Origin of the sequence: Nonomuraea sp. NPDC059023, assembly GCF_042740095.1 — a bacterium.
GTDB lineage: Bacteria > Actinomycetota > Actinomycetes > Streptosporangiales > Streptosporangiaceae > Nonomuraea.
In genome coordinates this window covers 96,620-123,444 of the sequence record NZ_JBHYIO010000035.1, presented here as the reverse complement: position 1 = coordinate 123,444, position 26,825 = coordinate 96,620, and the positions used below count along the sequence as shown (strand labels likewise).

Here is a 26,825-nt window from a genome sequence, read left to right as displayed (position 1 = left end):
ACTCTACGATCAGGCGTCCAGGAACTCCTCGACGGCCTCCAGGAAGGCGGCGCGCGCGTCCCTGTGGATCAGGTGGCCGACGTCGATCGTGACCAGTTCGGCGCCCGGGATGAGCTCGGCCACGGGCTCGGCCCTGATCTGGCTGCTCGGCCCGCCCGACAGCACCAGCGCCGGCACGGCCAGCCGGGTGAGCCCTTCGGCCCACGCCGGGTCCGGGTCCACGAACTGCCGCTCGGTCTGGAACACCATCTCCCAGTCGAACCCGGTGGAGTCGTCGCGGACGGGCGCGGCCCGCCCGGTCATGGGCAGGGGCGCGCCCGGATCCTCCAGCACGAGGCGCTCCACCAGCTCGGGATGGCGCATCGCCAGGTGGAAGGCGACCATCGCCCCCAGAGAGTGCCCCACGATCACGGCCTTGCGCCCGTCGAGCAGGGCGGCGACGTCGCCGGCCATGTCCGGCAGCGCGTAGTCCCCCGGGTACGCGCTGTCGCCATGCCCGCGCAGGTCGGGAGCCAGCACGTGGTAACGCCTGGCGAAGTGCTGGATGATGCCGTTCCAGTCGTTGTGGTTGGCGGTCCTGCCGTGGATCAGCACCATGAGGGGAGCGTCGGCCGGGCCTTCCTCCCGATAGACGATTTTCAACCCGTTCGCAGTGGTCTCACGCATCATGCGGTGACTCTACCGACGCCTGCTCCCGCACGATCTCCATGGCCAGACGCTGGTCCTCCAGCGCCTCCTCCCACCGGCCGAGCAGCGTGAGCGCCCGGCTCCGCCCGGCCAGCGCCACCTCGTAGCGGGGCACCAGGCCGGTCGCGCGGGTGAAGTCGGCCAGCGCCCGCTCGTACTCCCCGCGACCCAGCCGGATGCTCCCCCGCCTGCACAGCGCCCAGGCGTAGCGCGGGGCCAGCTCGATGGCGCGATCGAGGTCGGCCAGGGCCTCCTCGGTCCGCCCGAGCGCCTCGTGGCTCTCGCCGCGCGAGGCGATCGCCCAGGCGTGGCCGGGCTCGAACTCCACGGCCCGCGACAGGTCGGCGACCGCCTCCTCGTGGCGGCCGAGGTCCTGGTGGACGACGCCGCGGTGGGCCAGGGCCCAGGCGTCGTCCGGCTCCAGCGCGAGCGCGCGGTCCAGGTCGGCCAGGGCGGCGTCCGGATCGTTCGTGAGCCAGCGGGCCCGCCCGCGTACGGTCAGCGCGAGCACGTCGTCGGGCACCAGCGCCAGCGCCCGGTCGAGGTCGGCCAGCGCGTCCGCGCGACGCTCGCGCGTCAGGTGGATGAACGCCCGGTGGGTCAGCGCCGCGCACGAGGAGGGATCGAGCCCGATGGCCAGGTCGAGGTCGGCCAGGGCTTCATCCAGCCGGTCACGCAGCAGGAAGAACCGCCCCCGCGCCTTCAGCGCCCCCGCGTCGCCCGGCTCGGCCGCGATCAGCAGGTCGAGCGCCGCGCGGGCCTCCTCGTGGCGCTCCAGGGACTCCAGGGTGTAGGCCCTGCCGAGGGAGACGAGCCGGTTCTCCGGCGCGAGCTCCAGCGCCCGGTCGAAGCAGGCCAGCGCCTCCTCGTGGCGGCGGGCGAGCCTTAAGGTCTCGGCCCGCCCGGCCAGCGCCTTGGCGTGGCCGGGGTCGAGCTCGATCGCGCGGTCGTAGTCGGCCAGGGCCTGCTCGTAGCGTCCCGCGTAGCGGTGTTCGCGCCCGCGCAGCCGGTGGACGTGCTTGCGCTGCTCCGCGGGCAGCTCCCGCCGGCGCAGCAGCAGGTCGGCGAAGGCGCTCAGGTCGCAGCCCTCCGGCACGCTGTCCCGCAGCTCTCGCCCCAGCGCGGCCAGCCGGGCCGCGTCGGCGTCCACCCCGGCTGCCGCGAGGGTCTCGGCCCACCGGCGCGCGTGCGGGACGCCGTGCGCGCACGCCGCCACCCCCACCGTCAGCAGGCCGGGCAGCGCGGCGGCGGGGGCGGCGCAGGCACGGTGGTAGCACTCCTCCAGCAGCCAGCCCTCCGCCCGCTCGTCGCCCCACGCCTCCTCCATCGGCACGGTGCGCCGCTCGCGGTAGACGGCGGCCAGCTTGGCGTGCAGCTGCGCCCAGCGCTGCGGGGAGCGGCTGCGGCTGAGGCCGATCATCGGGCGGCGCACGGTGTCGTGGTAGCGGCAGGTGCCGCCCTGGCGGGTCAGGAAGTCCTGGGCGTGCAGCCACGTGTACAGCTCGGCGGCGTTCTCGCCGGTCAGCGCCGCCACGATGTCCTCGTCGAGGCGGCGCGGCAGCGCGGCGTCCAGGGCGAGGGCGCGCCTGGCCGGGTCCCGCTCCCACTTCAGGAAGCGTTCGACCAGGCCGCTCGACGGGTCGAGGCGCGCGTCGCCCTCCGCGCGGGGACGCTCGCCGCCGCTCCGGTGCTGCCGGCTGAGCATGGCGACGGCCAGCGGCAGGCCGCCGCTCTCGCGGCAGATGGCCTCGACGGCGGGCTCGTCCACGACGCCCAGCTGCGCCAGCAACTGCCTGACCTCGACCTCGGTGAACGGCGTGAGCGGCATCTCGGCCACGACGCCCAGGTAGGGGTCCCAGCGGATCGGGTCGAGCGGGCGGCGTCCGGCGATGGCGATGATCAGGTCGGCGGGGGCCTCGCCGTACCGGCCGGTGAAGACGGCGCGCAGCCAGTCGTCCAGGTAGGCGTCCGTGACCTCGTAGGCGTCCAGGAACAGCGCCAGCGGGCGGCGCAGCTCGCGCAGGCCCTCCAGGAAGGCGGGGGTGAGTTCGCCGGTGGGCGGGCGGCCGCGCAGCTTGCCGGCGGTGGCCAGGCGCAGCTGGTTGACCCGCTCGGGGTCGACCGCCTTGGTGATCAGCTCGGCGCCGGGGACGAGCGTGTTCACCACGCCGGTGGTCAGCTCCGTCGCGGTCCTGGTGAGGGCGCCGGCCACGTCGCCGGCGGGCGGCTCGCCCTCGGGCCTGCGCTTGCGCTGGGCGGCGTGCTGCTGGGTGAAGCGCCTGAGCTTCGCGTCCTGCTCCTCCAGCTGTACGGCCAGCGCCGCCATGACCTCCACGGCGTCGTAACAGCTCTCGTCGGCCCCGGCGGTCAGCCAGCCGAGTTCGGCGGCGACCTCGCGCAGCCGGCCGAGCAGGGCGGTCTTGCCCACGCCGCCGGCCCCGTGGATGGAGAACAGCAGCCTGCGCTCTCCGGGCGGGCGGGTGAGGTTCACCCGGAAGTGGGCGAGTTCGCCGTCTCTGCCGATGAAGTCGGCTTTCTGGCGGCGGCGTACGAGATCCTGGAACGAACGAGGAGTGTCCGCCATGCCGTACATCTCATCACGACGTCGGCAGACATTGCCCATGAACGGCGCCGAGCGACTCGGCTAGCGTCGCCTGCGTGGGGGAACGGCTACTCATCGCACTCGGCGGCAACGCCATGACCGCCCCGGACGGCAGCGCGGCGCCCGATCACCAGCGCGCGGCGGTCGAGGAGGCGATGCGGCACGTGCGCATGCTGCTGGAGGCCGGCCACCGGGTGATCCTCACCCACGGCAACGGTCCCCAGGTGGGCAACCTGCTGCTGAAGAACCAGCTCGCCGCGGCCGTGGTGCCGCCCGTGCCGCTCGACTGGTGCGGCGCGCAGACCCAGGCCACGATCGGCGCCCTGATCATGAACGCGCTCGGTCCCCGCGTCGCCACCGTCGTCACCAGGACGCTGGTCGACCCCGCCGACCCGGGCTTCGCCGAGCCGGTCAAGCCGATCGGCCGCTACTTCACCGAGGACGAGGCGCGGCGCTTCGAGAAGCTCGGCCAGACGTGGCGGAGCTTCACCCGGGGATGGCGCCGGGTCGTGGCCTCGCCGGAACCACTGGAGATCCTCGACGCGGGCGCGGTGACCACGCTCATGGACGCCGGGTTCACGGTCGTGGCCGCGGGCGGCGGGGGAGTGCCGGTGGTACGGCAGCCGGGCGGCGCCCTGACCGGCGTCGAGGCGGTGATCGACAAGGATCTGGCGGCGGCGCTGCTGGCGCGGGCCGTACGGGCGAAGGTGCTGATCATCGCGACGGACGTGCCGCACGCCATGATCGGGTACGGCGGGCCCGACCCGCGCCCGATCGGCCGGATTTCCGTGCCGGAGTTGCGTGTCCTGCACGCCGCCGGGCACTTCGCCGGGGGGAGCATGGGACCGAAGGTGGAGGCTGCGCTGCGCTTCGTCGCGGCGGGCGGGGAACGAGCGGTGATCACCTCGCTCCCCGAGATCGCCGCCGCCCTGGACGGAGATGTCGGTACACAAGTGGAGAAGGGGCAATAGATGCCGGACCCGATCGAGGTACGCAAAGTGCCGATCGAGAGCGTGACGGACGCCTCCGGGCTCGAACGGCTGATCGCGGACGGGGTGATCGAGGCGCCCCGGGTGCTCGCGGTCGTGGGCAAGACCGAGGGCAACGGCGGCGTGAACGACTACACCCGGATCCTGGCCGACCGGGCCTTCCGCGAGGTGCTGGAAAGGCACGGGCACCCGGCGCCGGACTCGGTGCCGCTGGTGTGGTCGGGCGGCACCGACGGGGTGCTGAGCCCGCACGCCACGATCTTCGCCACGACCGCGGCCGCGCCCGCCTCCGACGAGCCGCGCCTGTCGGTGGGCGTGGCCATGAGCGAGGTGATCCTGCCCGAGGACATCGGCCGCCCGGCCATGGTGGAGAAGGTCGCGGCGGGCGTACGCGAGGCCATGAAGATCGCCGGCATCGACGACCCGGCGGACGTCCACTACGTGCAGACCAAGACGCCGCTCCTGACGCTGGCCACGATCACCGACGCCAAGAGCCGCGGCCAGGACACCGCGATCGAGGAGACGGGCCCGTCCATGGACCTGTCGAACGCCACCACCGCCCTCGGCATCGCCGTGGCGCTCGGCGAGATCGAGATGCCCTCGGAAGAGCAGATCTTCCGCGACCTGTCGCTCTACAGCAGCGTCGCCTCCTGCTCGTCGGGCGTGGAGCTGGACCGGGCGCAGATCGTCCTCGTGGGCAACGTACGCGGCGTCGGCGGGCGCTACCGTATCGGGCACAGCGTGATGAAGGACGCGCTCGACGCCGACGGCATCTGGGCGGCCATCCGCGACAGCGGCCTCGACCTGCCCGAGCGGCCGCATCCGTCGGACCTGGGCGAGCGGCTGGTCAACGTCTTCATGAAGTGCGAGGCCGACCCGTCGGGCCGGGTGCGCGGGCGGCGCAACATCATGCTCGACGACTCCGACGTGCACTGGCACCGGCAGATCAAGGCGACCGTGGGAGGTGTGGCGGCGGCGGTGACGGGCGATCCGGCGGTGTTCGTGTCGGTGGCCGCGGTGCACCAGGGCCCGTCGGGCGGCGGCCCGGTGGCAGCCATCGCCGACCTGGGCTGATCCTCCCGGCACCCACCACGTTTTCATCGCTCAGAGACGCAAGCGTGCACGAATCTTGGGGTCGTCCCTCCATCTGGTCAGCATTCTCACACCTGACCGGAAGGAGCACCCCCCATGAGACGGATCGGCGCCGTCCTCTGCGCGCTCACCCTGACGTTCGCCGTGCCCGCGGCTCCCGCGGGCGCGGCGGCGCCCCCCGTGCGGTCCACCGTGCTGCGCGCCGCCATGGACGGCTCGGGCGTGGACACGCTCAACCCGTTCCTGGCGTTCTTCAACGGCGCCCTGGAGACGTTCGGCATGGTCTACCCCTCGCTGAACTCCCTGGACCCCAGCGGCGCGCCGGGCCCGTACCTGGCGACGAAGTGGGAGCCGTCGGCGGACCGGCTCACCTGGACGTTCACGATCCGGGAGGGGCTGAAGTGGAGTGACGGCAAGCCCATCACCGCCGAGGACGCCGCCTGGACCCTCAACCTGATCATGACGGACGCGGTCGCGGGCACCGCCAACGGCTCCCTGGTCTCCAACTTCGAGAAGGTCACCGCCGAGGGCCCGGCGACCCTCGTGATCAGGACGAAGGCGCCGCAGGCGAGCGTGCCGTACGTGAGCCACCCGATGAGCGGCATCCCGATCGTGCCCAAGCACGTCTGGGAACCGCTCGCCAAGAACCTCAAGGACGTCAAGAACGACGTCTTCCCGCTGGTCGGCTACGGCCCGTGGACGCTGACGGAGTACAAGCAGGAGCAGTACGCCAAGTTCACCGCGAACAAGGAGTTCGTGCTCGGCCCGCCGAAGTTCGACACCCTGGTGCTGCAGAGCTTCAAGTCGGGCGACGCGGCCGTGGCGGCGCTGCGCAGCGGCCAGATCGACTACAAGGCCGGCGTCAACCCGACCCAGTTCAAGGCGCTCCAGACGGATCCGCGGATCGCGGCGGTCCGGACGGTCGGCAACGGCTGGATGGGCCTGGAGATCAACCACAACGCCCGCACCCGGTCCGGCAAGAAGATCGGCACGGGCCACCCGGCACTCGGCGACCCCGCCCTGCGCAAGGCGATCGCGCTGGCCACCGACAAGCAGACGCTGGTCACGAAGGTGATCGACGGCGTGGGCCGGCTCGGCCACGGCTATCTGCCGCCGGCCTGGCCGCAGTGGTTCTGGACCCCGGCCCAGCCGACCCCGTACGACCCGGCGCAGGCCAACCGGGTGCTCGACGAGGCCGGCTACACCAAGGGCGCCGACGGCGTGCGTACCGACCCGAAGAGCGGCCGGCCGCTCGCCTTCCGCTTCGGCATCCACTCCGACGACGCGGCCGACGCCGCCATCTCCGGCTACGTGGTGGGCTGGATGAAGGAGATCGGGATCAAGCTGACGATCCAGTCGCTCAGCATGAGCGCGCTCAACAGCGACCTGGCCAAGGGCGACTGGGACCTGCTCATGGACGCCTGGACCACCGGGCCCGACCCCACGTACCTGCTCGGCATCCAGAGCTGCGGCACCCTGCCCAAGGACGACGGCACCGGCGGCAACACCGACTCCTTCTTCTGCGACGCCGCCTTCGACGACCTGTTCAAGAAGCAGCTGACCACGTTCGACCAGGCCGAGCGGGCCAAGGTCATCGGCCAGATGCAGGAGATCCTCTACGCCGCCAACGTCAACCAGATCTACTACTACGCCGACGGCCTGGACGTGGCGCGCAAGGACACCGTCACCGGCCTCACGCTCGGCAAGCCGGACGCCGAAGGCGTCTACCCGTCGCAGACCGCCTTCTGGAGCTACCTCAACGCCGCCCCGGCCACCGCGACCACGGCGGCCAAGGCCGAGCGCTCAGGGAACGGCATGGCCTGGGTCGCCGGCGGGATCGCCCTGGCCGTGGTGCTCGGCGGCGTGCTCGTCTGGCGCCGCCGCGCGGGCGGGGCCGACCGTGAGTAGGTACCTCGGCAAGAAGGTCGCCGCGGCCCTGGTGAGCTTCCTGGTCACGCTGGTCATCGGGTTCGTGATCTTCAGCCTGATGCCGGCAGACCCGGTGCGTACGCTCACCAGGGGGCGGCCGACCAGCGAGGAGCAGCTCGCCCAGATCCGCGTCCAGCTCGGCCTGGACGAGCCGGTCTGGTACCGCTTCCTCACCTTCGCCGGCGACACGCTCCGCGGCGAACTGGGCTTCTCCTGGCAGTTCCAGCAGTCGGTCTCCTCGCTGGTGGCCGAGCGCCTCGGGCCGACGCTGCTGCTCATGGGCGCGGCGGCGGCGATCTCCATCGCGCTCGGGCTCTGGCTGGGCGTGCACAGCGGCTGGCGGCACGGCACCCTGTTCGACAAGGTCTCCTCCGGCGCCTCGCTGACGTTGTGGTCGGTGCCCACGTTCTGGCTCGGGATGATCCTGCTCGTGCTGTTCAGCGGCTGGTTCCCCAGCGGCGGCATGAGCGACCCGTCGCTGGCCGCCACCGGCCTCGAGCACGTGCTGGACGTCGCCCGGCACCTGGTGCTGCCCGCCCTGACGATGGTGCTGGTGGTCTTCGCCCAGTACGTGACGGTGATGCGCGCGTCCGTCATCGACGAGCTCGGCAGCCCCTACCTGCTGACCGCCCGCGCCAAAGGGCTGACCGACGCCGACGTGCGCAGGAAGCACGCGGTCCCGAACGCGCTGCTGCCCTCCGTGACGATGATCTTCATGCACCTCGGCACGCTCGTGACCGGGGCCATCACCGTCGAGGCCGTCTACTCCTGGCCCGGCCTCGGCTACCTCACCTACGAGGCACTCAAGATCCCCGACCTGCCGCTCCTGCAGGGCACCTTCATCATCTTCAGCGCGAGCGTGATCCTCATGAACCTGCTGGCCGACCTCGCCTACCGCTTCCTCGACCCCCGGGTGCGGGTCCAATGAGGCGCTCCGGCCTCTGGGGGATCGGCGTGCTGGCCGCCTTCGCCCTGCTGGCCCTGACCGCCCCGCTGCACATCGGCGACGACCAGCTCGACGTGGTCAGGGTCGACGGCCCGCGCCTGGCCCCGCCCAGCGCCGGCTACCCGCTCGGCACCGACCTGGCCGGCCGTTCGATCCTCCACCTGGTCATCTGGGGCAGCCGCGAGTCGCTGAGCATCGGCCTCATCGCCACCGCGCTGACCGTCCTGCTCGGCACCGCCGTCGGCCTGCTCGCCGGCCACTACCAGGGCCGGATCGGCCAGGCGCTCATGCACGTCACCGACTGGTTCATCGCCCTGCCCAGCCTCCCGCTGGCCATCTCGCTGTCGGCCGTGCTCGGCCAGGGCGCCGCCTCCATCACGATCGCCATCGCCGTCACCTCCTGGACCGCCACCGCCCGCCTCGTCCGCGCCCAGACGCTCGCCGTGGAGGCCAGGCCCTTCATCGAACGCGCCAGGGCGCTCGGCGCCGGCAACCGCCAGGTGATGCTCCGGCACGTGCTGCCCAACGTCATGCCGCTCGTCCTCGTCTCCAGCACCCTGACCGTCGCCTCGGCCATCCTGTCCGAGGCCACCCTGACCTTCCTCGGCCTCGGCGACCCCACCAGCGTGACCTGGGGCTCGATGCTGCAGACCGCCTTCTCCGGCGGCGCCGTCACCGCCGGCGCCTGGTGGTACCTGATGCCGCCAGGCCTGGCGATCCTGCTCGTCGTGCTCGGCTTCACGCTGACGGGCCGCGCCGTGGAACACCTGCTCAACCCCCGGATGGTGCAGCATGCTTGAGGTCCGCGACCTGCGCGTCGCCTATGGAGGTACGCCCGCCGTACGCGGCGTCAGCTTCACCCTCGAACCCGGCCGAACGCTCGGCGTGGCCGGCGAGTCGGGCTGCGGCAAGTCCACGATGGCGCTCGGCCTCCTGCGCCTGCTGCCCGCGACCGCCCACGTCAGCGGCGAGGTGATCTTCAAGGGCGAGAACCTGCTGACCGCCCGCTGGGCCCGGCTGCGCGCCGTACGCTGGTCGGCCGCCTCGGTCGTCTTCCAGGGCGCGATGAGCGCGCTCAACCCGGTCCGCACCGTCGGCGAGCAGCTGTGCGAGCCGATCCTGCTGCACGACGGGACCACCCAGAAGCAGGCCAGGCAGCGCGCCGCCGAACTGATGGAGAGCGTCGGGCTACCGCCCGAGCGGCTGCGCGGCTACCCGCACGAGTTCTCCGGCGGCCAGCGCCAGCGCATCATGATCGCGATGGCGCTGGCCTGCCGCCCCGACCTGATCATCGCCGACGAGCCCACCACCGCCCTCGACGTGATGGTCCAGGCGCAGATCATGGACCTCCTGTCCGGCCTCGTGCGCGAGTCCGGCATCGCGGTCATCATGATCAGTCACGACCTGTCCGTCCTCGCCCAGCTCTGCGACACCCTCGCCATCATGTACGGCGGGCGGATCGTCGAGCAGGGCCCCGCCCGCGAGCTCATCGGCGACCCCCGGCACCCCTACACCAGGGCTCTGGCCGGCGCCTTCCCCGCCATCGGCGACCCCGCCTCCCGCCGCAACCCGGTGGGCCTGGCCGGCGATCCGCCCCGAGGGGACCTGGGCGCGGGCTGCGCGTTCGCGCCCCGGTGCCTGGACGCGGGGGAGGCCTGCCGTACCGGGGAGGTCGTGTTGTGGCCGAGCGGACCCGCGCGGACCGCGGCGTGTGTGCGCGTGCTGGAGGGAGAGCTCCATGCTTGAGGCCCGCGACCTGACCGTCGTCCACCCCGCCCGCGGCGGCCGCCCGCCCGCGCGAGCCGTCGACGGCGTCAACCTCCAGGTACGGCCCGGCGAGATCGTCGCCCTCATCGGCGAGTCCGGCTGCGGCAAGAGCACGCTGGCCAGAGCGCTGGTCGGCCTGGTACCCCCCACCTCGGGCCAGGTCCTGTACCAGGGCGAGCCCCTGGACCCGCGCCGCATGCGCGCCTTCCGGCGCCGCGTCCAGCTCGTCCTCCAGGACCCCGGCGGCGCCCTGAACCCCCGCCAGAACGTCTTCGACGCCGTCGCCGAAGGCCCCCGCCTGCACGGCGAGAACAACCGACGCCTACGCACCAGACCCGAACCGCAACCGCACACCGGCGACACCGGGTGGCAGCGTGGCCGCGGCGGACGCCCGCCGCACGCCGAGGGCGAAGAGCCGCTGCCCCGCGACCCTGAGGGGCTTCCACCCCGCGACAGCGACGAGCTGTCGTTCCGCGCCGACGAGGCGCCGTGGCGCCGCGAGCATGAAGGGCGCCTGGGCGGTGAGGGGTTGACCCAGCGGGTGCGGGAGGCGCTCTCCAAGGCCGGGCTGCGGCCGCCGGAGGAGTTCTACCGCCGCTTCCCGCACGAGCTGTCCGGCGGGCAGCAGCAGCGTGTGGTCATCGCGGGCGCGCTCGCCCTCGACCCGGCGGTGATCGTCGCCGACGAGCCCGTGGCCTCGCTGGACGCCTCCGTACGCGGCGAGATCCTCAAGCTCATCCTGTCCCTGCGCGACGAGCTGGGCCTGTCGGCGCTCGTGGTCAGCCACGACCTCGGCCTGGCCTGGAACATCGCCGACCGGGTCGCGGTCATGTATCTGGGCAGGATCGTCGAGACCGGCACCGTCGAGGACGTCCTGCTGAGGCCCCGCCACCCCTACACCCGGGCGCTGCTGTCGGTCCTGCCCGACTCGCCCCAGCGGATCGTGCTCACCGGCGAGCCGCCCGACCCCACCCGCGTGCCCTCGGGGTGCCGCTTTCACCCCAGGTGTCCCGTCCGTGTCGCCGGATGCGAAACGATCGATCTGCCCGTCCTGTCCCCGGCCGATTCCGTGGCCTGTTCGGAGGTACCTCAGTGAACCGCCTCATCCCCCCGCCCGCCCTGCGCCCCGGCGACCGGGTCGCCGTCATCGTCGCCTCCAGCCCGTGCAATCAGACCAAGCTGGCAGGAGGCGTCGCGGCGCTCAAGGCGTTCGGGCTGGAGCCCGAGGTCTTCGACTCCGCGCGGGCCGCCGGGACCGGCTTCGACTACCTCGCCGGTGACGACGCCCTGCGCGCCGCCGACCTCACCAGGGCGCTGGCCGACCCCGCGTACGCCGGAGTGCTCATGGCGGGTGGCGGCTACGGCGCCCAGCGCACGCTGGAGCTCGTCGACTGGTCGCGGATCGACCCGGCGGCGCCCAAGGTCGTGGCGGGCTACTCCGACGTGACCGCGCTGCTCGAGGCGGTGGCCGTCAAGCTCGGGTGGGGCAGCTTCTTCGGGCCGATGGTGGCCTGCGACGCCTTCCACGAGGGTGCGGGCTCCTACGCCTTCGACAAGCTCATGGCCATGATCACCACGCCCGTCACGGAGCTGAGGTTCGCCGGCGCGCGCGCCGTCGTGCCCGGTGTGGCGGAAGGCGTCACCGTCGGTGGCAACGCGAGCCTGCTGGCCGCCGGCGTCGGCACCGACACGTCGCTGCCGGCCAAGGGCGCCATCCTGTTCCTGGAGGACGTGGACGAGTACACCTTCCGCCTCGACCGCATCTTCACCCAGCTACGCCGTTCCACCTACACCGACGGGGTGGCCGGGATCCTGCTCGGCACGTTCACCGAGTGCGGCGACCCTGGTGATGTGGAACGGCTGCTCGCCGACCGCTTCGGCGACCTGGGCGTGCCGGTGCTGGCCGGGGCGGACATCGGCCACAACGTGCCCATGCAGACCTACCCCGTCGGCGTGCCCGCCCGCCTCGACGCCGACGCCGGGGTGCTGACCCTGCTCAAGCCCGCCCTGGCATAACCCGCCGCGCCCTGCCTGTGCCCTGCGGCGGCAGGGCGCACCAGGGCGTAACCTCGTGGGTTGTGCCGAGCATTCCGCAGCCCCTCGTACCCGATGACGACGGCAGCGCCGACGTCGCCGTCGCCGCCGCGCTGTCCGCCTACGCGGCGGGCGAGGCCGACGCCGCCCAGGTGCTGTCGGCGCTGAGCGGCGCGCGGCTGCTGGTGCCCGTGGTGGCGCTGCTGACCTCCTCCGAGGTCGGCGAGCACGGGCTCAGGCAGGAGAAGGAGAGCGAGATGGCCCTGCCCAAGCTCGTCGGCCAGGACGGGCGGGAGGCGGTGCTCGCCTTCACCTCGGCGCGGTCCCTGGCCCTGTGGCGGGCCGACGCGCGGCCGATCCAGGTGAGCACCCTCGACGTGTGCCGGGCGGCCGCCGCGGAGAAGGCCGCCGCCGTGGTGGTGGACGTGGCCGGGCCCGTGTCCTTCGTCATCGAGGGCGAGGTGCTGGCGGCGCTGGCCGCGATCGCCACCGGCGACACCGCCGAGGGTGTCACCGTCGCCCGCCTCGAACCGGCCAAGCGCGGCCTGCGCTGGCCCTGGCGCCGCAACTAGCCGCGTGGCCCCGCTCGGGGGCCGGTGGATGGTCGCCGCGTGTTGAGCTTGTCGCGGGTGCCAAGGGTGGCTCTGGGGTGTGCGGGCGGTTGACCCTTCGCGCGTGCGTACGGACTGGGTCTTTCGCCTGTGCGGGGCGGGGCCGCGTGGTTACGCTCCAGGGGTGGGCGGCCTCCTCATCGCGGCGAGTGCGCTCGCCGGGCTGCTCTGGGGCGGGTATGTGCGGGCGATGGCCGATGGGTTCGAGGCCGAGCCGGCCGACACGCGGGCCGAGGCCAGGCGGGCGCTGGCGCGGTGGCCGCGGTACCGGTTCCCGCCCTGGTACGAGCTGGCCGGTGCCGCGATCTGCGCGCTGGTGGTCTGGCGGGCGGGCCTGCCGTACCTCTTCTTCGTGCTCGTCGGGATCGCGCTGGCGGTCGTCGACTGGCGTACCTCGCGGCTGCCCGACGTGCTCACGCTGCCCGCCTATCCGCTGCTGGCGCTCACGCTGGTACCCACCGGCGAGGTGGCGCGGGCCCTGCTGGGCGGGGTCGCGCTGGCCTTCCTGTACGGCGTGCTGTGGTTCGTCAGACCGACCGCCATGGGCCTCGGCGACGTCAAGCTGGCCGGGCTGATCGGCATGGCGGCGGGCGCGCTCGGCTGGGAGCAGTGGGTGGCCGCGGCGCTCGGCGGGCAGCTCCTCGGCGCCCTCTACGCGGTCTGGCTGCTGGCCACCAAACGGGGCGGGCGCGACACCCAGTTCCCGTTCGGGCCGTTCATGCTGCTCGGGGCGCTCGGCGCGCTCTGTCTCGGCAACTGAACACCGACATCAGCACACTGCCACGCATGGAAGACTTGGGGGCATGTTGCGCTGGTTGACCGCCGGAGAGTCCCACGGCCCCGAACTCGTTGCCATCCTGGAGGGCCTGCCGGCCGGGGTCGAGGTGACCACGGCCGCCATCGACGAGGCGCTGCGCCGCCGCCGTCTCGGCTATGGGCGCGGCGCCCGGATGAAGTTCGAGCAGGACGAGGTGACGATCGCCGGCGGCGTACGCCACGGCCGCACCATGGGCAGCCCCGTCGCCATCCGCGTCGGCAACACCGAGTGGCCCAAGTGGGAGAAGGTCATGGCGGCCGACCCGGTCGACCCGGCCGAGCTGGAGGGCATGGCGCGCAACGCGCCCCGCTCGCGCCCCCGCCCCGGCCACGCCGACCTGGCCGGCATGCAGAAGTACGGCTTCGACGACGCCCGCAACGTCCTCGACCGGGCCAGCGCCCGCGAGACCGCCGCCCGGGTCGCGCTCGGCGAGGTCGCCAGGCGCTTCCTCAAGCAGGCGCTCGGCGTCGACATCGTCAGCCACGTCACCGAGATCGGCGGCGCGCGCACCCCGGCCGAGATCCTGCCCGGCCCCGGCGACCTCCAGCGCATCGACGACGACCCGGTCCGCTGCTCCGACACCGAGGGCAGCGCCGCGATGGTCGCCGTCATCGACCAGGCGCACAAGGACGGCGACACGCTCGGCGGCGTGGTGGAGGTTCTCGCGTACGGCCTGCCGCCCGGCCTGGGCAGCTACACCCACTGGGACCGCCGCCTCGACTCCCGCCTGGCCGGGGCGCTCATGGGCATCCAGGCCATCAAGGGCGTCGCGGTCGGCGACGGCTTCGAGACCGCCCGCCGTCCGGGATCCCGCGCCCACGACGAGATCGAGTACACCACCGAAGACGGCGTCAAGCGCATCACCAACCGCGCGGGCGGCGTGGAGGGCGGCATGTCCAACGGCGAGATCCTGCGGGTCAGCGCCGCGATGAAGCCGATCTCCACCGTCCCGAGGGCGCTGGCCACCATCGACGTCCTGACCGGCGAGGCGGCCAAGGCCCACCACGAGCGCTCCGACGTCTGCGCGGTCCCGGCCGCCGGCATCGTGGCCGAGGCCATGGTCGCGCTGGTGCTGGCCGACGCGGCGCTCGAGAAGTTCGGTGGCGACTCCGTCGAGGAGGTCGCCCGCAACCTGTCCGGATACCTGTCGTCGATGGTGATCAAATGAGCCGCGCCGTACTCATCGGGCCGCCCGGGTCCGGGAAGTCCACTCTCGGCCGGTTGCTGGCCGACAAGCTCGGGGTCGCCTACCGCGACACCGACGCCGACGTCGAGGCGGTCGCCGGCAAGCCGGTCAGCGACATCTTCATCGAGGACGGCGAGGAGCGCTTCCGCGAGCTGGAGTTCGAGGCCGTACGCGAGGCGCTGGCCGAGCACGACGGCGTGCTGGCGCTGGGCGGCGGCGCCATCCTGCGCGAGGACACCCAGGAGCTGCTCGCCGGCCACCCGGTCGTCTACCTCCAGGTGGGGCTGACCGACGCGGTCCAGCGGGTCGGGCTCGCCTCGGCCAGGCCGCTGCTGGTGCTCAACCCGCGCAGCCAGCTGAAGAAGCTCATGGAGGCCCGGCGCCCGATCTACGAGCGGCTGGCCGTCCTCACGGTCGCCACCGACGGGCGTGAGCCCGCCGAGCTCGTCGAGGAGATCGCGAAGGGGCTCGGGGCATGAGCGTCGGAAGGATCACCGTCAAGGGCGACAGCCCGTACGACGTCGTCATCGGCACCGGCGTGCTGGGCGAGCTGCCCGGCCTGCTGGGCGAGGGCGTGCGCACGGTCGCGGTCGTGCACCCCTCGACGCTGCCCGAGATCTCCCGTCCGGTCTGCGAGGCGCTGAGCAAGGCCGGCTACGACGTGGTCGAACTGCCGGTGCCCGACGGCGAGCAGGCCAAGAGCGTCGAGGTGGCCGCCGGGCTGTGGTCGGCGCTCGGCCGCTACGGCGTCACCCGTTCCGACGCGGTCGTCGGCGTGGGCGGCGGCGCGACCACCGACCTGGCCGGGTTCGTCGCGGGCACGTGGCTGCGCGGCATCAAGGTCGTGCTCGTGCCGACGACGCTGCTGGCCATGGTCGACGCCGCGGTCGGCGGCAAGAACGGCATCGACACCCCCGAGGGCAAGAACCTCGTCGGCACCTTCCTGCCGCCCGCCGGCGTGTTGTGCGACCTGGCGACGCTGCCGTCGATGCCGCGCGCCGACTACGTGGCCGGCCTGGCCGAGGTCATCAAGGGCGGGTTCATCGCCGACCCGACGATCCTCATGCTGATCGAGGACGACCCCGACGCGGCCACGCGGCCCGAGGGCGAGCACACCCGCGAGCTCATCGAGCGCAAGATCCAGGTCAAGGCCGACGTCGTCGGCGCCGACCTGCGCGAGGCGGGCCTGCGCGAGATCCTCAACTACGGCCACACGCTGGCCCACGCCATCGAGCGGCACGAGCACTACCTCATGCGGCACGGCGAGGCCGTGGCCATCGGCATGACATACGCCGCCGAGCTGTCGCGGCTGTCGGGCCGGGCCGACCTCGTCGAGCGGACCAGGAGCATCCTCACCTCGGTGGGCCTGCCGACCTCCTACCGCGCCGACGCCTGGCCGGAACTGCGCGAGCACATGCGCATGGACAAGAAGAACCGCGGCGCCAAGCAGCGCTTCGTCGTCCTGGACGGCCTGGCCAAGCCGGGCCGCCTGGAGGATCCTGCCGAGGAACTGCTGGCGGCGGCGTACAAGGAGATCGCACGATGATCTACGTGCTCAACGGCCCCAACCTGCGCCGCCTCGGCACCCGCGAGCCCGACGTCTACGGCGCCGAGACCTTCGCCGACCTGACCGAGCTGTGCCGGGCCACCGGCCGCGAGCTCGGCGTCGAGGTCGAGGTACGCCAGACCGACGACGAGGCCACGATGATCGGCTGGATCCACGAGGCGGCCGACGGCAAGATCCCGGTGGTGCTCAACCCGGCCGCGTTCACCCACTACTCCTACGGTCTGCGCGACGCGATCGCCCAGCGCACCGCGCCGCTGGTCGAGGTGCACATCTCCAATCCCGCGGCGCGGGAGGAGTTCCGCCACAACTCGGTGGTGGCCGGTGTGGCGACCGGCACGATCGCCGGGTTCGGGCTACGCTCCTACGTCCTCGCCCTGCACGCGATCATGGAGATGGCAAGCAAGTAATGCGGCACTACGGCTCTTTCGTCGCGCTCGGCGACAGCTTCACCGAAGGCCTGAACGACCCCGGCGCCAACGGCCACTACCGCGGCTGGGCCGACCGGGTGGCCGAGCGCCTCGCCGTGGACAACCCCGCCTTCCGGTACGCCAACCTCGCCGTCCGCGGCAGGCTGATCGACCAGATCGTCGCCGAGCAGGTCCCGGTCGCCGCCGAGATGGCCCCCGACCTGGTGAGCCTGTGCGCGGGCGGCAACGACCTGCTGCGCCCCGGCAGCGACCCCGACACGATGGCCAAGAAGCTCGCCGCCGCCGCCCGCACCCTGCGCGCCGCCGGCGCCGACGTTCTGCTGTTCACCGGCGTCGACCCGCGCGACACCCCGCTGATGCGCCACATGCGCGGCAAGTTCGCCGTCTTCTACCTGCACATACGCTCCATCTCCGACCTGTACGGCTGCCGCCTGGTCGACCAGTGGTCCATGCAGGGGCTGCGCGACTGGCGGGCATGGAGCGCCGACCGCCTCCACATGAACGAGGACGGCCACCGCCTGGTCGCCGCCCGGGTCCTGGACGTGCTCGGGGTGCCGTTCGACGAGTCGTGGCAGAAGGAGTGGCCGGAGCGCGCCCTGGACCCCCGTGCCAAGCGGCGCGAGGACGCCCAGTGGCTCAGGGAGCACCTGATGCCCTGGGTCACCCGCCGCCTGCGCGGAACCAGCTCAGGCGATGGCGTCCTCCCGAAACGCCCCGACCTGACCCCCTGGTCGTAGGGCGAAAAAGCCAATCAAAAGCGCCGTCTCCTAGGCTCACTTCCCGTCGGGACCGGAGGGGCAGAGCACGGCGACGTGCCTGACTCGACCCGTGCTGACCGAGGGAACGTGGTGGCGGAGTCGGGGCGGACCCCGCCACCACGCCCTCTCTTCCACTTCAGGGCTTTCATCCGTTTCAGGGCTTTCATCCGTTACGGCGAGCCGCTCCCACGCCACCCGCCGACCCGCGCGGGCGCCGATCGGGGGGATCGCTTCTCACGTCGGACGTGGTCCCCACCGCAACGGCGCCCGTTGACACGCGCCTGGCCGCCTTTCGGGACCTGGCACGATGCGCCTCGTCTTGTGCGCGAAACGCTGCGGCGCGTGTCTTTGGTGCCCTGGCGCGGGCCAGGAGCGTGGGGTGCCCTGGCGCGGGCCAGGAGGGCGCCGTGACGGTGGTCGGCCCGTCCGACGTGAGAAGCGATCCCCCCGATCTGCGCCCGCGCACGTCGGCGGGTGGCGGGTGGGGCGGCTCGCCGTAACGGATCACAGAGCCCTAAGGCGCGCGACCGCGGGAAGAGAGCTACGCGCTGGAGAGGCGCTTGAGGGCGGCACGGGGGACGGCCGGGTCGGTGGTGCGCCAGAACGGGGGAAGCGAGCCGAGGAGGAAGCCGCTGTAGCGGGCGGTGGCCAGGCGTGGGTCGAGGACCGCCACCACGCCCTTGTCGTCCATGGAGCGCAGCAGCCGCCCCGTGCCCTGCGCGAGCAGCAGGGCCGCGTGCGTGGCCGCCACCGTCATGAAGCCGTTGCCGCCGCGAGCCTGCACGTGGCGCTGGCGGGCCGAGGTCAGCGGGTCGTCAGGACGTGGGAACGGCACGCGGTCGATGATGACCAGCCGCAGCGAAGGGCCGGGCACGTCGACGCCCTGCCACAGCGACAGGGTCCCGAACAGGCAGGTCGGCTCGGACTCCGCAAACTGCTTCACCAGCAGCATCGTCGAGTCGTCCCCCTGGCACAGCAGCGGCACGTCCAGCCGCTCCCTGAGCGCCTCGGTGGCGGCCTTGGCGGCGCGCATAGAGGAGAACAGGCCCAGCGTGCGCCCGCCGGCCGCCTCGATCAGCTCGGTGATCTCGTCGAGGTACTGCTGCGGCAGGCCGTCGCGGCCGGGCTGCGGCAGGTGCTTGGCGACGTAGAGGATTCCGGCGCGCGGGTGGTCGAAGGGGGAGCCGACGTCCAGGCCGTTCCAGCCCTTGTCGTCGGTCAGGCCCCACTGCCGCGCCATGCCGTCGAACGTGCCGCCGAGCGCGAGCGTGGCGGAGGTGAGCACGACCGTGCGCTCGCCGAAGAGCTTGTCGCGCAGCATGCCGCCGACGTTGAGCGGCGCGACGCGCAGGACGGGCGGGCGGCGGTCGTTGCCGTCCTCCAGCCAGACGACCTCGGCGCGGTCCTCCTCGCCGGCGTGGCCGTAGGCCTCCAGCATGCGTACGGCGGTGTCGTGGACCTCGTCGAGCGCGTTGAACGCGGCCTTGCGCTGCCCGGCGCGCTCCGGGTCGTCCTTGTCGGCGCCGCGCGGGCCCATCGCGGTCACGCACCGTGCGGCCGAGTCGCGCACGAGCGCGAGCGTCAGGCCGAGCACCTCGGGCAGTTCGTCGATACGGCCGGCGGGCGCCGCGGCCAGCAGCGCCTTGAGATCCTCGCCCGCCTCCATGAGCTGGTCGGAGACCGGCTGGTCGATCAGGCGGGCCACGCGGCGCACCGCCAGCGAGACCGAAGCCTCCGACAGCTCGGAGGTGACCACGGAGGTGACCCGGTCGACCAGTTCGTGGGCCTCGTCCACGACGACGACCTCGTGCTCGGGCAGCACCGGGATCTCGCCCATGGCGTCGATGGCCAGCAGCGCGTGGTTGGTGACCACGACGTCGACCTCGCCGGCGCGGGCTCTGGCCATCTCGGCGAAGCACTCGGCGCCGCTGGGGCAGCGCTGGGCGCCCAGGCACTCGTGGGCGCTCACCGAGAACTGCCGCCAGGCCTGCTCGCTGACGCCGGGCACGAGCTCGTCGCGGTCGCCGGTCTCGGTCTCCTCCGCCCATTCCTGGATGCGCTGGACCATCCGGCCGGTGGCGCTGACCTCGCGCGGGTCGAAGAGCTGGTCCTGCTCGTCCTCTTCCGGCCAGCCGGCGGTGGCCTTGTAGCGGCACAGGTAGTTGCGCCGGCCCTTGAGTATCGCGAACGACGGCTCGTGGGGCAGCTCCTTGGCCAGCGTCTCGGCCAGCCGGGGCAGGTCGCGGTCGACGAGCTGGCGCTGCAGCGCGATGGTGGCGGTGGAGACGACGACGGGGGAGTCGGTGCCCATGGCGTGGCGGATCGAGGGCACGAGGTAGGCCAGCGACTTGCCGGTGCCGGTGCCCGCCTGGACGGCCACGTGCTCCTCGGTGTCGATGGCCCGCTGGACCGCCCGCACCATCTCGATCTGACCGGCCCGCTCGCTCCCTCCGAGAGCGGTGACGGCGGCGCTGAGAAGCTCTTCGACTGGGGGCAGATGGGAGTCCGGCACCCCACAAAGCTACCGGCATTTCCGGGGTAGTCGGGGAGTGATCGAGTGGACGCATCCCGGCGTTACCGAACCGGTCGGGCATCTCGCATGGCACACTTGCGGTCGGAATCCCAACCGGTCAAGAAAGATCTTCCTATCGTGATCAGAGGGGGTTGCGGTGGGTTTGGGTCGGCCGGTTCAGTAGGGTTTTCCGGGGTTGAGTGGACGAATAAAGGCTGGTTAAAGCAGTATGTCTGCCATGTCGGAAGTTGTCCCGTTGCCGTCGTTCGGCGAGGTGTTCTTCGATGCGCGAGGTCAGGAGCGGTGTCTCCGGGTCACCTGGCACGAGGGAACGCTCGTTCTCAGCCTATGGCGTGGGGAGATGTGCACGGCCTCCTTCCGCATGCCCATGGACGACGTCGGGCGCCTGCTCGACACCCTCGACGAGGGCTTCGCGGAGGCGACGGGCGAGCAGCCCGCCGTGCCCGCGCACGACCCCGAGGTGATCCCCGGCACCGGGCAGTACCACCGCCCGCCGGAGAGCGGGCTCCCGCAGCCACCGCACTACTCCCAGGCCCAGGCCGACGAGCGCCCGACCGCGGCGCTGTCGCCCAACGACGTCCTGGTGGCAAGGGGAGCTCCCGCGCCGCCGGACAAGCTGGTGGCCTCCTACGACACCACCCCGCCGCGCGAGATGCCCATCCCGGGGTACGGCGAGCAGCGCCCCGCCTACGGCGACCAGCCGTCGTACGCCGATCAGCAGCATTACGGCGAGCAGCAGCCCTACACCGAGCAACAGCCCGCCTACAACGACACGCCGCTGTACAACGACACGCCCGCCTACGGCGACCAGCAGCACTACGGCGACCGGTCCGGCTACCACCCCGACCAGACCCAGCCGGTCAAGCAGCCCTTCACCGGCCCGCAGTACGCCGAGCCCGCCGCCCAGGCCGACCCGTTCTACCAGCTGCCCGCCACCGAGTCCCGCCACCGGCAGGCCCCGCTGTCCACCGACCCGCTGGGCTTCCCCTCGCAGGCGGCCGAGCCGTACCACCAGCAGCAGGGCGGCCACTACCAGACGAACCAGCAGTACACCCCGCAGCCGGACCCGTACGCGACCGGCCAGCACGCGGCGCCCGCCGCCTACCAGCAGCAGCCGCAGCACCAGCGTGAACGCGGCCAGGGCACGGTTGGGCTCGGCACGCCCATGCACGGCATCCCCGGCGCCGGCCGGCGCGCCCAGCAGGACTACCACTCGGGCGACCACCAGCCCTACCAGGCCCCGGCCGCCAACCCCGTGGACCCGTTGCTGGCCCTGAGCAACCCGGTGCCGCCGCATCACCCCGACCCCGACATCACCCGGCCCTACGTCGGCGACCCGATGTTCTCCACGGGCGAGCGGTTGCGGCCCGAGCAGCAGTACGACGACCGGGGCGACCGTCGCGAGTGGTGAGCCGCGGAGATCGATGACAGCCTCCTGATCGGGCATCATGCCATGTGACACAGCCTGTCACCGCCCGTTCCGAGGAGGCTGCCGTGAACCCGGAGATGGCCCTGCGCCTGCTGCTCGTCGCCGCGGGCGCGCTCCTGGTGGCCGCCGTCGCCAGGCGCAGAGGCTGGCCGGCGCCGCTGCTGCTGGTGCTGGCCGGGCTGATCGCCTCGCCGCTGGTGCCGCCGGTGCCGCTCGACTCCGAGGTCGTGCTGCTGGTCTTCCTGCCGCCGCTGCTCTACTCGGCCGCCCTCGACAGCTCCTACCTGCGCCTGCGCGAGGTGACCAGGCCGGTCGCGCTGCTGTCGGTCGGGCTGGTGCTGTTCACCATGGTCGTGGTCGGGTACGTCGTTCACCTCCTGGTCCCGGCGCTGCCGATGGCCGCCGCCTTCGCCCTGGGCGCCATCATCGCGCCGCCGGACGCGGTCGCCGCCGTCGCCGTGGCGCGCCGGCTGGGGCTGCCGCGCCGTACGCTGACGATCCTTATCGGCGAGAGCCTGTTCAACGACGCCACCGCGCTGACCGCCTACCGGGTGGCGATCGGCGCGGCCACCGGCACGGTCTTCCAGCTGACCGGCGCCGTCGGGCAGTTCCTGTACGCGTCGGTGGTGGGCGTGGTCATCGGCGTGGCGCTGGCGCTGGTGTTCGGATGGCTGCTGCCCCGGCTGAAGGACGCGCTGGTCGAGAACACGATCATGCTGATGATCCCGTTCGGTGCCTACCTGGCCGCCGAGCTGGTGCACGCCTCCGGGGTGATCTCGGTGGTGATCGTCGGCCTCTATCTGGGGGCCCGGATGCACCGGCAGGGGTTCGGCACCCGGCTGGTCGCCTCCGGCGTGTGGAAGACGGTGGACTTCTTCCTGGAGACCATCGTCTTCGCGCTCATCGGGCTGCAGCTCACGTACGTGATCCCGAAGGAGTACACCGGCTGGCAGCTGGCCGGGTACGCGCTGGCGGTGTTCGCGGCGGCCGTGGTGGCCCGTTTCGTGTGGGTCGTCCCCACCTCCTACCTGCAGAAGTCCCGGCCGCCCTGGCCGAACGTGGTGATCGTGGGATGGGCGGGCATGCGGGGCGTGGTCTCGCTGGCCGCCGCCTTCGCCATCCCGGAGGGGTTCGATGGCGCGGATCTGATGATCTTCCTGACGTTCACCACGGTCATCGGGACCCTGCTGGTGCAGGGCCTGACCTTCCCCACGTTGATCCGCCGCCTCAGGGTGACCAGCGAGAACGAGGTCTACGAGGACAACCTCGGCGAGGCAGCCGCCAAGCAGGCCGCCATCCAGGCCGGCCTCGACGCCCTGAACAGGCAGCTCCCGCCGGACGACGAGATGGACGAGATCACCCAGGACGTGGTCGGCCAGCTCCGCCAGAAGACCGAGCGCCGGGCCATGTCGGCGTGGGAACGGCTCGGCGGCGGCACCGCCCAGGGCGGCTCGGAGACGCCGAGCGCCCTGTACCGGCGGCTGCGCGGCGACATGCTGGTGGCCGAGCGCGAGGTGTTCGTCAGGCTGCGCAACGAGCGGCGCATCGACGACGAGGTGATGCGCCGCATGATGGCGGAGCTGGACTTCGAGGAGGCGATCCTGGAGCGCTAGGCGCAGGGGTCCCTGAAGGGGAGGTCGTCGCCGACGTACGCGCGCCAGTCCGCGCGCGACAGCGGCCGCTCCATCCGCGCGCACACCTGGGGCAGCGCCCGCTCCGCGCTGATGGGCAGGTCGCGCAGCGTGCCGTCGTAGCCGAGCACCCGCAGGTCGCCGCCGGGCAGGAAGGCCAGGCGCGGCGCCGCCTCCAGACCGTCCATCTCGGCCCGGGTGGCGGCCACGGTGCGGGCCGCGCCGAGCCGGTGGCCGGTGTCCAGGTCGAAGACGGTCACCTGCTCGTCGTGCGCGAGCACCAGCGTCCTGCCGTCGGGGGAGAAGGCGGCCCCGCGCACCGTTCCCTCCACCTGGAAGACCTGTCCCGCCGGCTTCCAGGTGGCCGCGTCCCACAGTGCCACCCCGCTCCCGCCGTACGGCGAGGCCCCGCGTCCGCCGGAGCGGTCGAGCACCATCCACAGCCTGGCGACGGTGCCGGGCCCCGACGTCCTGGGCAGGACCGTCATCGCGGCCAGGTCGATCACGTCGACCCGCACCGAGTCCCCGGCCAGCAGGTGGCGCCCGTCGGCGCTGAACGACAGGTCCTGGGAGGAGACCGGCCCGAAGACCTTGGCGATCCGGCGGCCGGGCACGTCCACGAGCGCCACGTGCCCGGTTCCGGGGTAGTCGCTGGACCAGATGAACCCGATCGCCACCCACCGCCCGTCGGGGCTGAACACCATCCGCCCCATGTTGTCGGCCACGCCCCGCTGAGGCCGTTCGATGATCCCGGTGCGGCGGCCGGTCGCGGTGTCCCACACCTGGATCGGCGTGGTCTGGTCGTTGGGGACGGCGGTGAGCAGGGTGCGGCCGTCGGGGCTGAGGGCGAGGTCGGGTTCGAGGCCGAACTCGAGCTTGCCGAAGGCCTTGATCGCCGGGCGGGCGGGCGTGAACGACGGCAGCGTCCACGCACGCGCCTCGGAGCCGACCAGCCCGTAGGCGGTGCTCCCGTCGGCGGTCATGCGCAGCCGGGTGGTCCCGGCGGGCAACGTGCGCCCTCCGCCGGTGTACTGGGCCAGGTCGTAGACGGTGGCCTGGCCGCCGTCGTCGAGCAGGGTGAGCCGCTTGTTGTCGGCGCTGAGCGCGGGCCGCTGGGTGAGCGGCGCGGTCGTGGTGAACCGCATCAGCCTGGCCCGGTCGCGTACCCGCCAGAGCGTGACGACCGAGGGCTCGGTCACCACGACGCCGTAGTCGCTGAGGTGGCTGAGCGTCACCATGTACGCCCCGTCGGCGGAGAAGTCGGCGGTCTGCGCCTCGCCGGGGAAGTCCCGCACGCGCTTGCCGTCGGCGAGCCTGATCAACGCCAGGTTGTCCTCCTCCGAGACCGCGGCGCCGGCGCCGTCCGGGGTGATGCCGGCCACCGTGCCGGGCAGCTGGCGGGGCAGGTTCCTGGCCGGGCCCGAGGGCAGCCCGCGCACCGCGCTGCCGCCCTCCTCCTCGCCGGTGTCCATGACGGTGAACCGGTCGCCGGGACCTACCTCCTGGTCACCGGCCCCGTACCGGGCGAACGTGCCCTCCGCCCTGCTCCACAGCCCGATGAACGGCCCGCCCTGGTTGGCGGTGACCTCCAGGTAGCCGCCCGCCGGGCTGAAGCGCAGCGATCCGGGGATGTTGGCGCCGGTGCCGAGCACGTCCTTCGAGCGGTCCTGCGCCACGAGCCTGCCGGTGCGCAGGCTCCACAGCCGGATCTTGCCGGCGGCGCCGAGCGCGAGCGTGTCCCCGTCCGGCGACAGCGCCGCGCGGAACGGCCCGGCCCCGACGCCGCCGAACTCCCGCTTCACCGCGCCGCTGCGCACGTCGTAGACGCGCACCCGGTCGTCCCCGGCGCTCACCAGCAGCGAGCCGTCGCGGCTGAGCGTCCGTCCGGTGTTGGTGAGCAAAGGATCCTTGAAGGTGTGCGTCTCGGGCTGGGCGAGCGAGCTCAGCACCGCCGCCTTCGCCTCCGGCACGGGCGCGATCCGGTACGCGGCCGCGCTCAACGCCATCGCCTTGGCCGGATCGGTCCGGCGCAGCCCGTCGGCCTGCAGCGCCACCAGCCTGGCCCGCTCCTCGGCCCGCTCGTCGGCGAGCTGCTTCCCGCTGGCCTGGCTGAGCCGCGTCTGCTGCCAGGCCAGGATGCCGGCCACGAGCGCGGTGATCGTCAGGACGGCCACGCCGCCGGTCACCAGGCGCCGCCGTCTGGCCCCGCCCCGGTCGTGGCTCCGGCTCGCCTCGACGAAGGCCCGCTCGGTGGCGTTCAGCGTCAGGTGGCCGGGCACGGGACGGTCGACGACCTCGCGCAGGGCCGTACCCCGCAGCAGGTCTTCGTCGCGGCGGCCGTGCGCGGACCAGCGGCGGGCGGCCTCGCCGAGCCTGCGGTGGCGGGCCAGGGCCGCGCGGTCGCCGGCCACCCACTCGTGCAGGCGTGGCCAGGCGCGCAGCAGCGCGGGACGGCCCAGGGAGACGGTGTCGGGGCCGCGCTCGATCAGCCGGGCGCGTTCGAGCTCGGCCAGCACGGGTTCGGCGGCGGGGCGGCCGTCGAGCAGTTCGCCGAGCGTGGCGGAGCGCGGGCTCTCCTCGCCCTCGCGCACGTCGACCAGGCGCAGCAGCACCTGCCGGGCCAGCTCGCGTTCGGCGGACGGCAGCGCGGCGTAGACCTGCTCGGCGACCAGGCCGAGCGCGGGCTCGCCGGCCAGTTCCTCGGGCGGGCGCACCCCGGCCGCCTCCCGCGCACCGGAGGCCATGAGCGGCTCCCCGGCCATGGAGGCGCCGAGCAGCGCGGTGAGCAGGTCGTGCGCGCCCGGCCGCAGCTCGGGGTCCTTGGCCAGCGCGGCGGCCACGTGCGGGCGCAGCGGCGCGGGCACGGGCGACAGGTCGGGTTCGTCGTTGAGCAGCCGGTTGATGACGGCGACCGTCGTCGGCGCGGTGAAGGCGTCCCGGCCGGTGGCGGCGAAGTAGACCAGCGCACCCCAGGCGAAGACGTCGGCGGCGGGCTCGGCCCGGCCGCCGGAGAAGACCTCGGGCGCCATGTACATGGGCGTGCCGGTCAGCTCGCCGGTCGAGGTCATCGACAGGCCCGCGGCGCGGGCGATGCCGAAGTCGATGACGCGCGGGCCGTCCGGCCCGAGCAGGACGTTCTCCGGCTTGAGGTCGCGGTGGACCACTCCGGCGTGGTGGATGGCGGCCAGCGCCGTGGCCACGCCGAGCGCCAGCCGGTGCAGCGCGTCGCCGGTGAACGGCGCGGCCCGGCGCAGGCTGGGACCGGCCACGAACTCGGTGACGAGGTAGGGCCGCTCCCCGGTCAGGTCGTGGTCGATGATGCGGGCGGTGCAGAAGGAGGCGACGCGCTGGGCGGCGCGCACCTCGCGCAGGAACCTCCTGCGCAGCGCGGAGTCCCCCGACAGGTAGGCGTGCAGGACCTTGACCGCCACCCGGTTGGCCGCCTCGTCATAGGCCTCGTAGACGACGCCCTGGCCGCCGGCTCCCAGCCGGCCGGCCAGCCAGTAGTCCCCCAGCCGCAGCGGTTCCCCGTTCACGAGCGGTTAGATGCGCGCTCAGCCCATCTGGTTGTCGACGTAGCACCACCGCCAGCTCTCGCCGGGCTCGAAGGACTGGATGACCGGGTGGCCGTCGCCGCCCGCGTGCTTGCTGGCGTGCCGGGACGGTGAGGAGTCGCAGCAGCCGATATGTCCGCACGACAGGCAGCGCCTCAGGTGCACCCAGCGACCACCGGTCGCCAGGCACTCCTCGCAGCCCTCGGGCGTACGCGCGGGCGGGTCGCCGGCGTTGGAAAGATGTTCGCAGATTGCCATAAGCGAA

General features: G+C 72.8%; 22 protein-coding genes. 17 read left to right on the top strand and 5 right to left on the bottom strand.

Going from position 1 to position 26,825, the window contains the following annotated elements; translation table 11 throughout:
• Positions 1-9: 9 nt before the first annotated feature.
• Both ACFWYW_RS43535 and ACFWYW_RS43530 read right to left on the bottom strand, forming a co-directional pair.
• Complete coding sequence (locus tag ACFWYW_RS43535; RefSeq protein ID WP_379618728.1) at positions 10-669, bottom strand: alpha/beta fold hydrolase; 660 nt, start codon at positions 667-669, stop codon at positions 10-12.
• Positions 659-3,271 (bottom strand): tetratricopeptide repeat protein, encoded by a 2,613-nt coding sequence (locus ACFWYW_RS43530; RefSeq protein ID WP_379618730.1) that lies wholly within the window; start codon positions 3,269-3,271, stop codon positions 659-661. Before ACFWYW_RS43530 ends, ACFWYW_RS43535 begins: the two co-directional genes overlap by 11 nt.
• Before the next feature lie 74 nt (positions 3,272-3,345).
• Between ACFWYW_RS43530 and ACFWYW_RS43525 the strand changes: the two genes are divergently transcribed.
• From ACFWYW_RS43525 to ACFWYW_RS43455, 15 genes are all read left to right on the top strand, one after another.
• Positions 3,346-4,260 (top strand): carbamate kinase, encoded by a 915-nt coding sequence (locus ACFWYW_RS43525; protein WP_379618732.1) that lies wholly within the window; start codon positions 3,346-3,348, stop codon positions 4,258-4,260.
• Positions 4,261-5,352, top strand: coding sequence for a ring-opening amidohydrolase (locus tag ACFWYW_RS43520; RefSeq protein WP_379618734.1), 1,092 nt, complete (start codon positions 4,261-4,263; stop codon positions 5,350-5,352).
• Between the two features lie 114 nt (positions 5,353-5,466).
• Positions 5,467-7,278 (top strand): ABC transporter substrate-binding protein, encoded by a 1,812-nt coding sequence (locus ACFWYW_RS43515; protein WP_379641267.1) that lies wholly within the window; start codon positions 5,467-5,469, stop codon positions 7,276-7,278.
• On the top strand, positions 7,271-8,227 hold the full coding sequence (locus ACFWYW_RS43510; RefSeq protein ID WP_379618738.1) for an ABC transporter permease: 957 nt from the start codon (positions 7,271-7,273) through the stop codon (positions 8,225-8,227). The genes ACFWYW_RS43515 and ACFWYW_RS43510 overlap by 8 nt, the downstream gene beginning before the upstream one ends.
• The gene (locus tag ACFWYW_RS43505) at positions 8,224-9,045 is read left to right on the top strand and encodes an ABC transporter permease (RefSeq protein ID WP_379618740.1); all 822 of its coding nucleotides are present in this window, start codon (positions 8,224-8,226) and stop codon (positions 9,043-9,045) included. Before ACFWYW_RS43510 ends, ACFWYW_RS43505 begins: the two co-directional genes overlap by 4 nt.
• The gene (locus tag ACFWYW_RS43500; protein ID WP_379618742.1) at positions 9,038-9,991 is read left to right on the top strand and encodes an ABC transporter ATP-binding protein; all 954 of its coding nucleotides are present in this window, start codon (positions 9,038-9,040) and stop codon (positions 9,989-9,991) included. The genes ACFWYW_RS43505 and ACFWYW_RS43500 overlap by 8 nt, the downstream gene beginning before the upstream one ends.
• Entirely contained in the window at positions 9,984-11,108 is a 1,125-nt protein-coding gene (locus ACFWYW_RS43495) for an ABC transporter ATP-binding protein (RefSeq protein WP_379618744.1), read from the top strand. Before ACFWYW_RS43500 ends, ACFWYW_RS43495 begins: the two co-directional genes overlap by 8 nt.
• Complete coding sequence (locus ACFWYW_RS43490; RefSeq protein ID WP_379618746.1) at positions 11,105-12,028, top strand: LD-carboxypeptidase; 924 nt, start codon at positions 11,105-11,107, stop codon at positions 12,026-12,028. The genes ACFWYW_RS43495 and ACFWYW_RS43490 overlap by 4 nt, the downstream gene beginning before the upstream one ends.
• Before the next feature lie 62 nt (positions 12,029-12,090).
• A complete protein-coding gene (locus ACFWYW_RS43485; RefSeq protein ID WP_379618748.1) occupies positions 12,091-12,618 on the top strand; it encodes an SseB family protein in 528 nt (175 codons plus the stop codon).
• Between the two features lie 163 nt (positions 12,619-12,781).
• Positions 12,782-13,417 (top strand): prepilin peptidase, encoded by a 636-nt coding sequence (locus ACFWYW_RS43480; protein WP_379618750.1) that lies wholly within the window; start codon positions 12,782-12,784, stop codon positions 13,415-13,417.
• 43 nt (positions 13,418-13,460) lie between these two features.
• Positions 13,461-14,642 carry a chorismate synthase gene (aroC, locus tag ACFWYW_RS43475; RefSeq protein ID WP_379618752.1) on the top strand — a complete coding sequence of 394 codons (1,182 nt, stop codon included), beginning with the start codon at positions 13,461-13,463 and terminating at the stop codon, positions 14,640-14,642.
• Positions 14,639-15,139 (top strand): shikimate kinase, encoded by a 501-nt coding sequence (locus ACFWYW_RS43470; protein ID WP_379618754.1) that lies wholly within the window; start codon positions 14,639-14,641, stop codon positions 15,137-15,139. Before aroC ends, ACFWYW_RS43470 begins: the two co-directional genes overlap by 4 nt.
• Positions 15,136-16,206 (top strand): 3-dehydroquinate synthase, encoded by a 1,071-nt coding sequence (aroB, locus tag ACFWYW_RS43465; protein ID WP_379618756.1) that lies wholly within the window; start codon positions 15,136-15,138, stop codon positions 16,204-16,206. The genes ACFWYW_RS43470 and aroB overlap by 4 nt, the downstream gene beginning before the upstream one ends.
• Positions 16,203-16,634: a type II 3-dehydroquinate dehydratase gene (gene aroQ / locus ACFWYW_RS43460; protein ID WP_379618758.1), complete on the top strand. Its 432-nt coding sequence runs from the start codon at positions 16,203-16,205 to the stop codon at positions 16,632-16,634. Before aroB ends, aroQ begins: the two co-directional genes overlap by 4 nt.
• The gene (locus ACFWYW_RS43455) at positions 16,634-17,392 is read left to right on the top strand and encodes an SGNH/GDSL hydrolase family protein (protein WP_379618760.1); all 759 of its coding nucleotides are present in this window, start codon (positions 16,634-16,636) and stop codon (positions 17,390-17,392) included. Before aroQ ends, ACFWYW_RS43455 begins: the two co-directional genes overlap by 1 nt.
• Before the next feature lie 562 nt (positions 17,393-17,954).
• Here the strand turns inward: ACFWYW_RS43455 and ACFWYW_RS43450 are convergent.
• Positions 17,955-19,925: an ATP-dependent DNA helicase gene (locus ACFWYW_RS43450; protein ID WP_379618763.1), complete on the bottom strand. Its 1,971-nt coding sequence runs from the start codon at positions 19,923-19,925 to the stop codon at positions 17,955-17,957.
• 238 nt (positions 19,926-20,163) lie between these two features.
• Here ACFWYW_RS43450 and ACFWYW_RS43445 point away from each other — a divergent pair, with 238 nt between their 5' ends.
• Both ACFWYW_RS43445 and ACFWYW_RS43440 read left to right on the top strand, forming a co-directional pair.
• The gene (locus ACFWYW_RS43445; protein WP_379618765.1) at positions 20,164-21,357 is read left to right on the top strand and encodes a hypothetical protein; all 1,194 of its coding nucleotides are present in this window, start codon (positions 20,164-20,166) and stop codon (positions 21,355-21,357) included.
• 83 nt (positions 21,358-21,440) lie between these two features.
• On the top strand, positions 21,441-22,988 hold the full coding sequence (locus tag ACFWYW_RS43440; RefSeq protein ID WP_379618767.1) for a Na+/H+ antiporter: 1,548 nt from the start codon (positions 21,441-21,443) through the stop codon (positions 22,986-22,988).
• Here ACFWYW_RS43440 and ACFWYW_RS43435 read toward each other — a convergent pair.
• On the bottom strand, positions 22,985-26,542 hold the full coding sequence (locus tag ACFWYW_RS43435; protein ID WP_379618769.1) for a protein kinase: 3,558 nt from the start codon (positions 26,540-26,542) through the stop codon (positions 22,985-22,987). The two genes, ACFWYW_RS43440 and ACFWYW_RS43435, sit on opposite strands and share 4 nt — an antisense overlap.
• A gap of 18 nt (positions 26,543-26,560) precedes the next feature.
• On the bottom strand, positions 26,561-26,818 hold the full coding sequence (locus ACFWYW_RS43430) for a UBP-type zinc finger domain-containing protein (RefSeq protein WP_379618771.1): 258 nt from the start codon (positions 26,816-26,818) through the stop codon (positions 26,561-26,563).
• Positions 26,819-26,825: the final 7 nt, after the last annotated feature.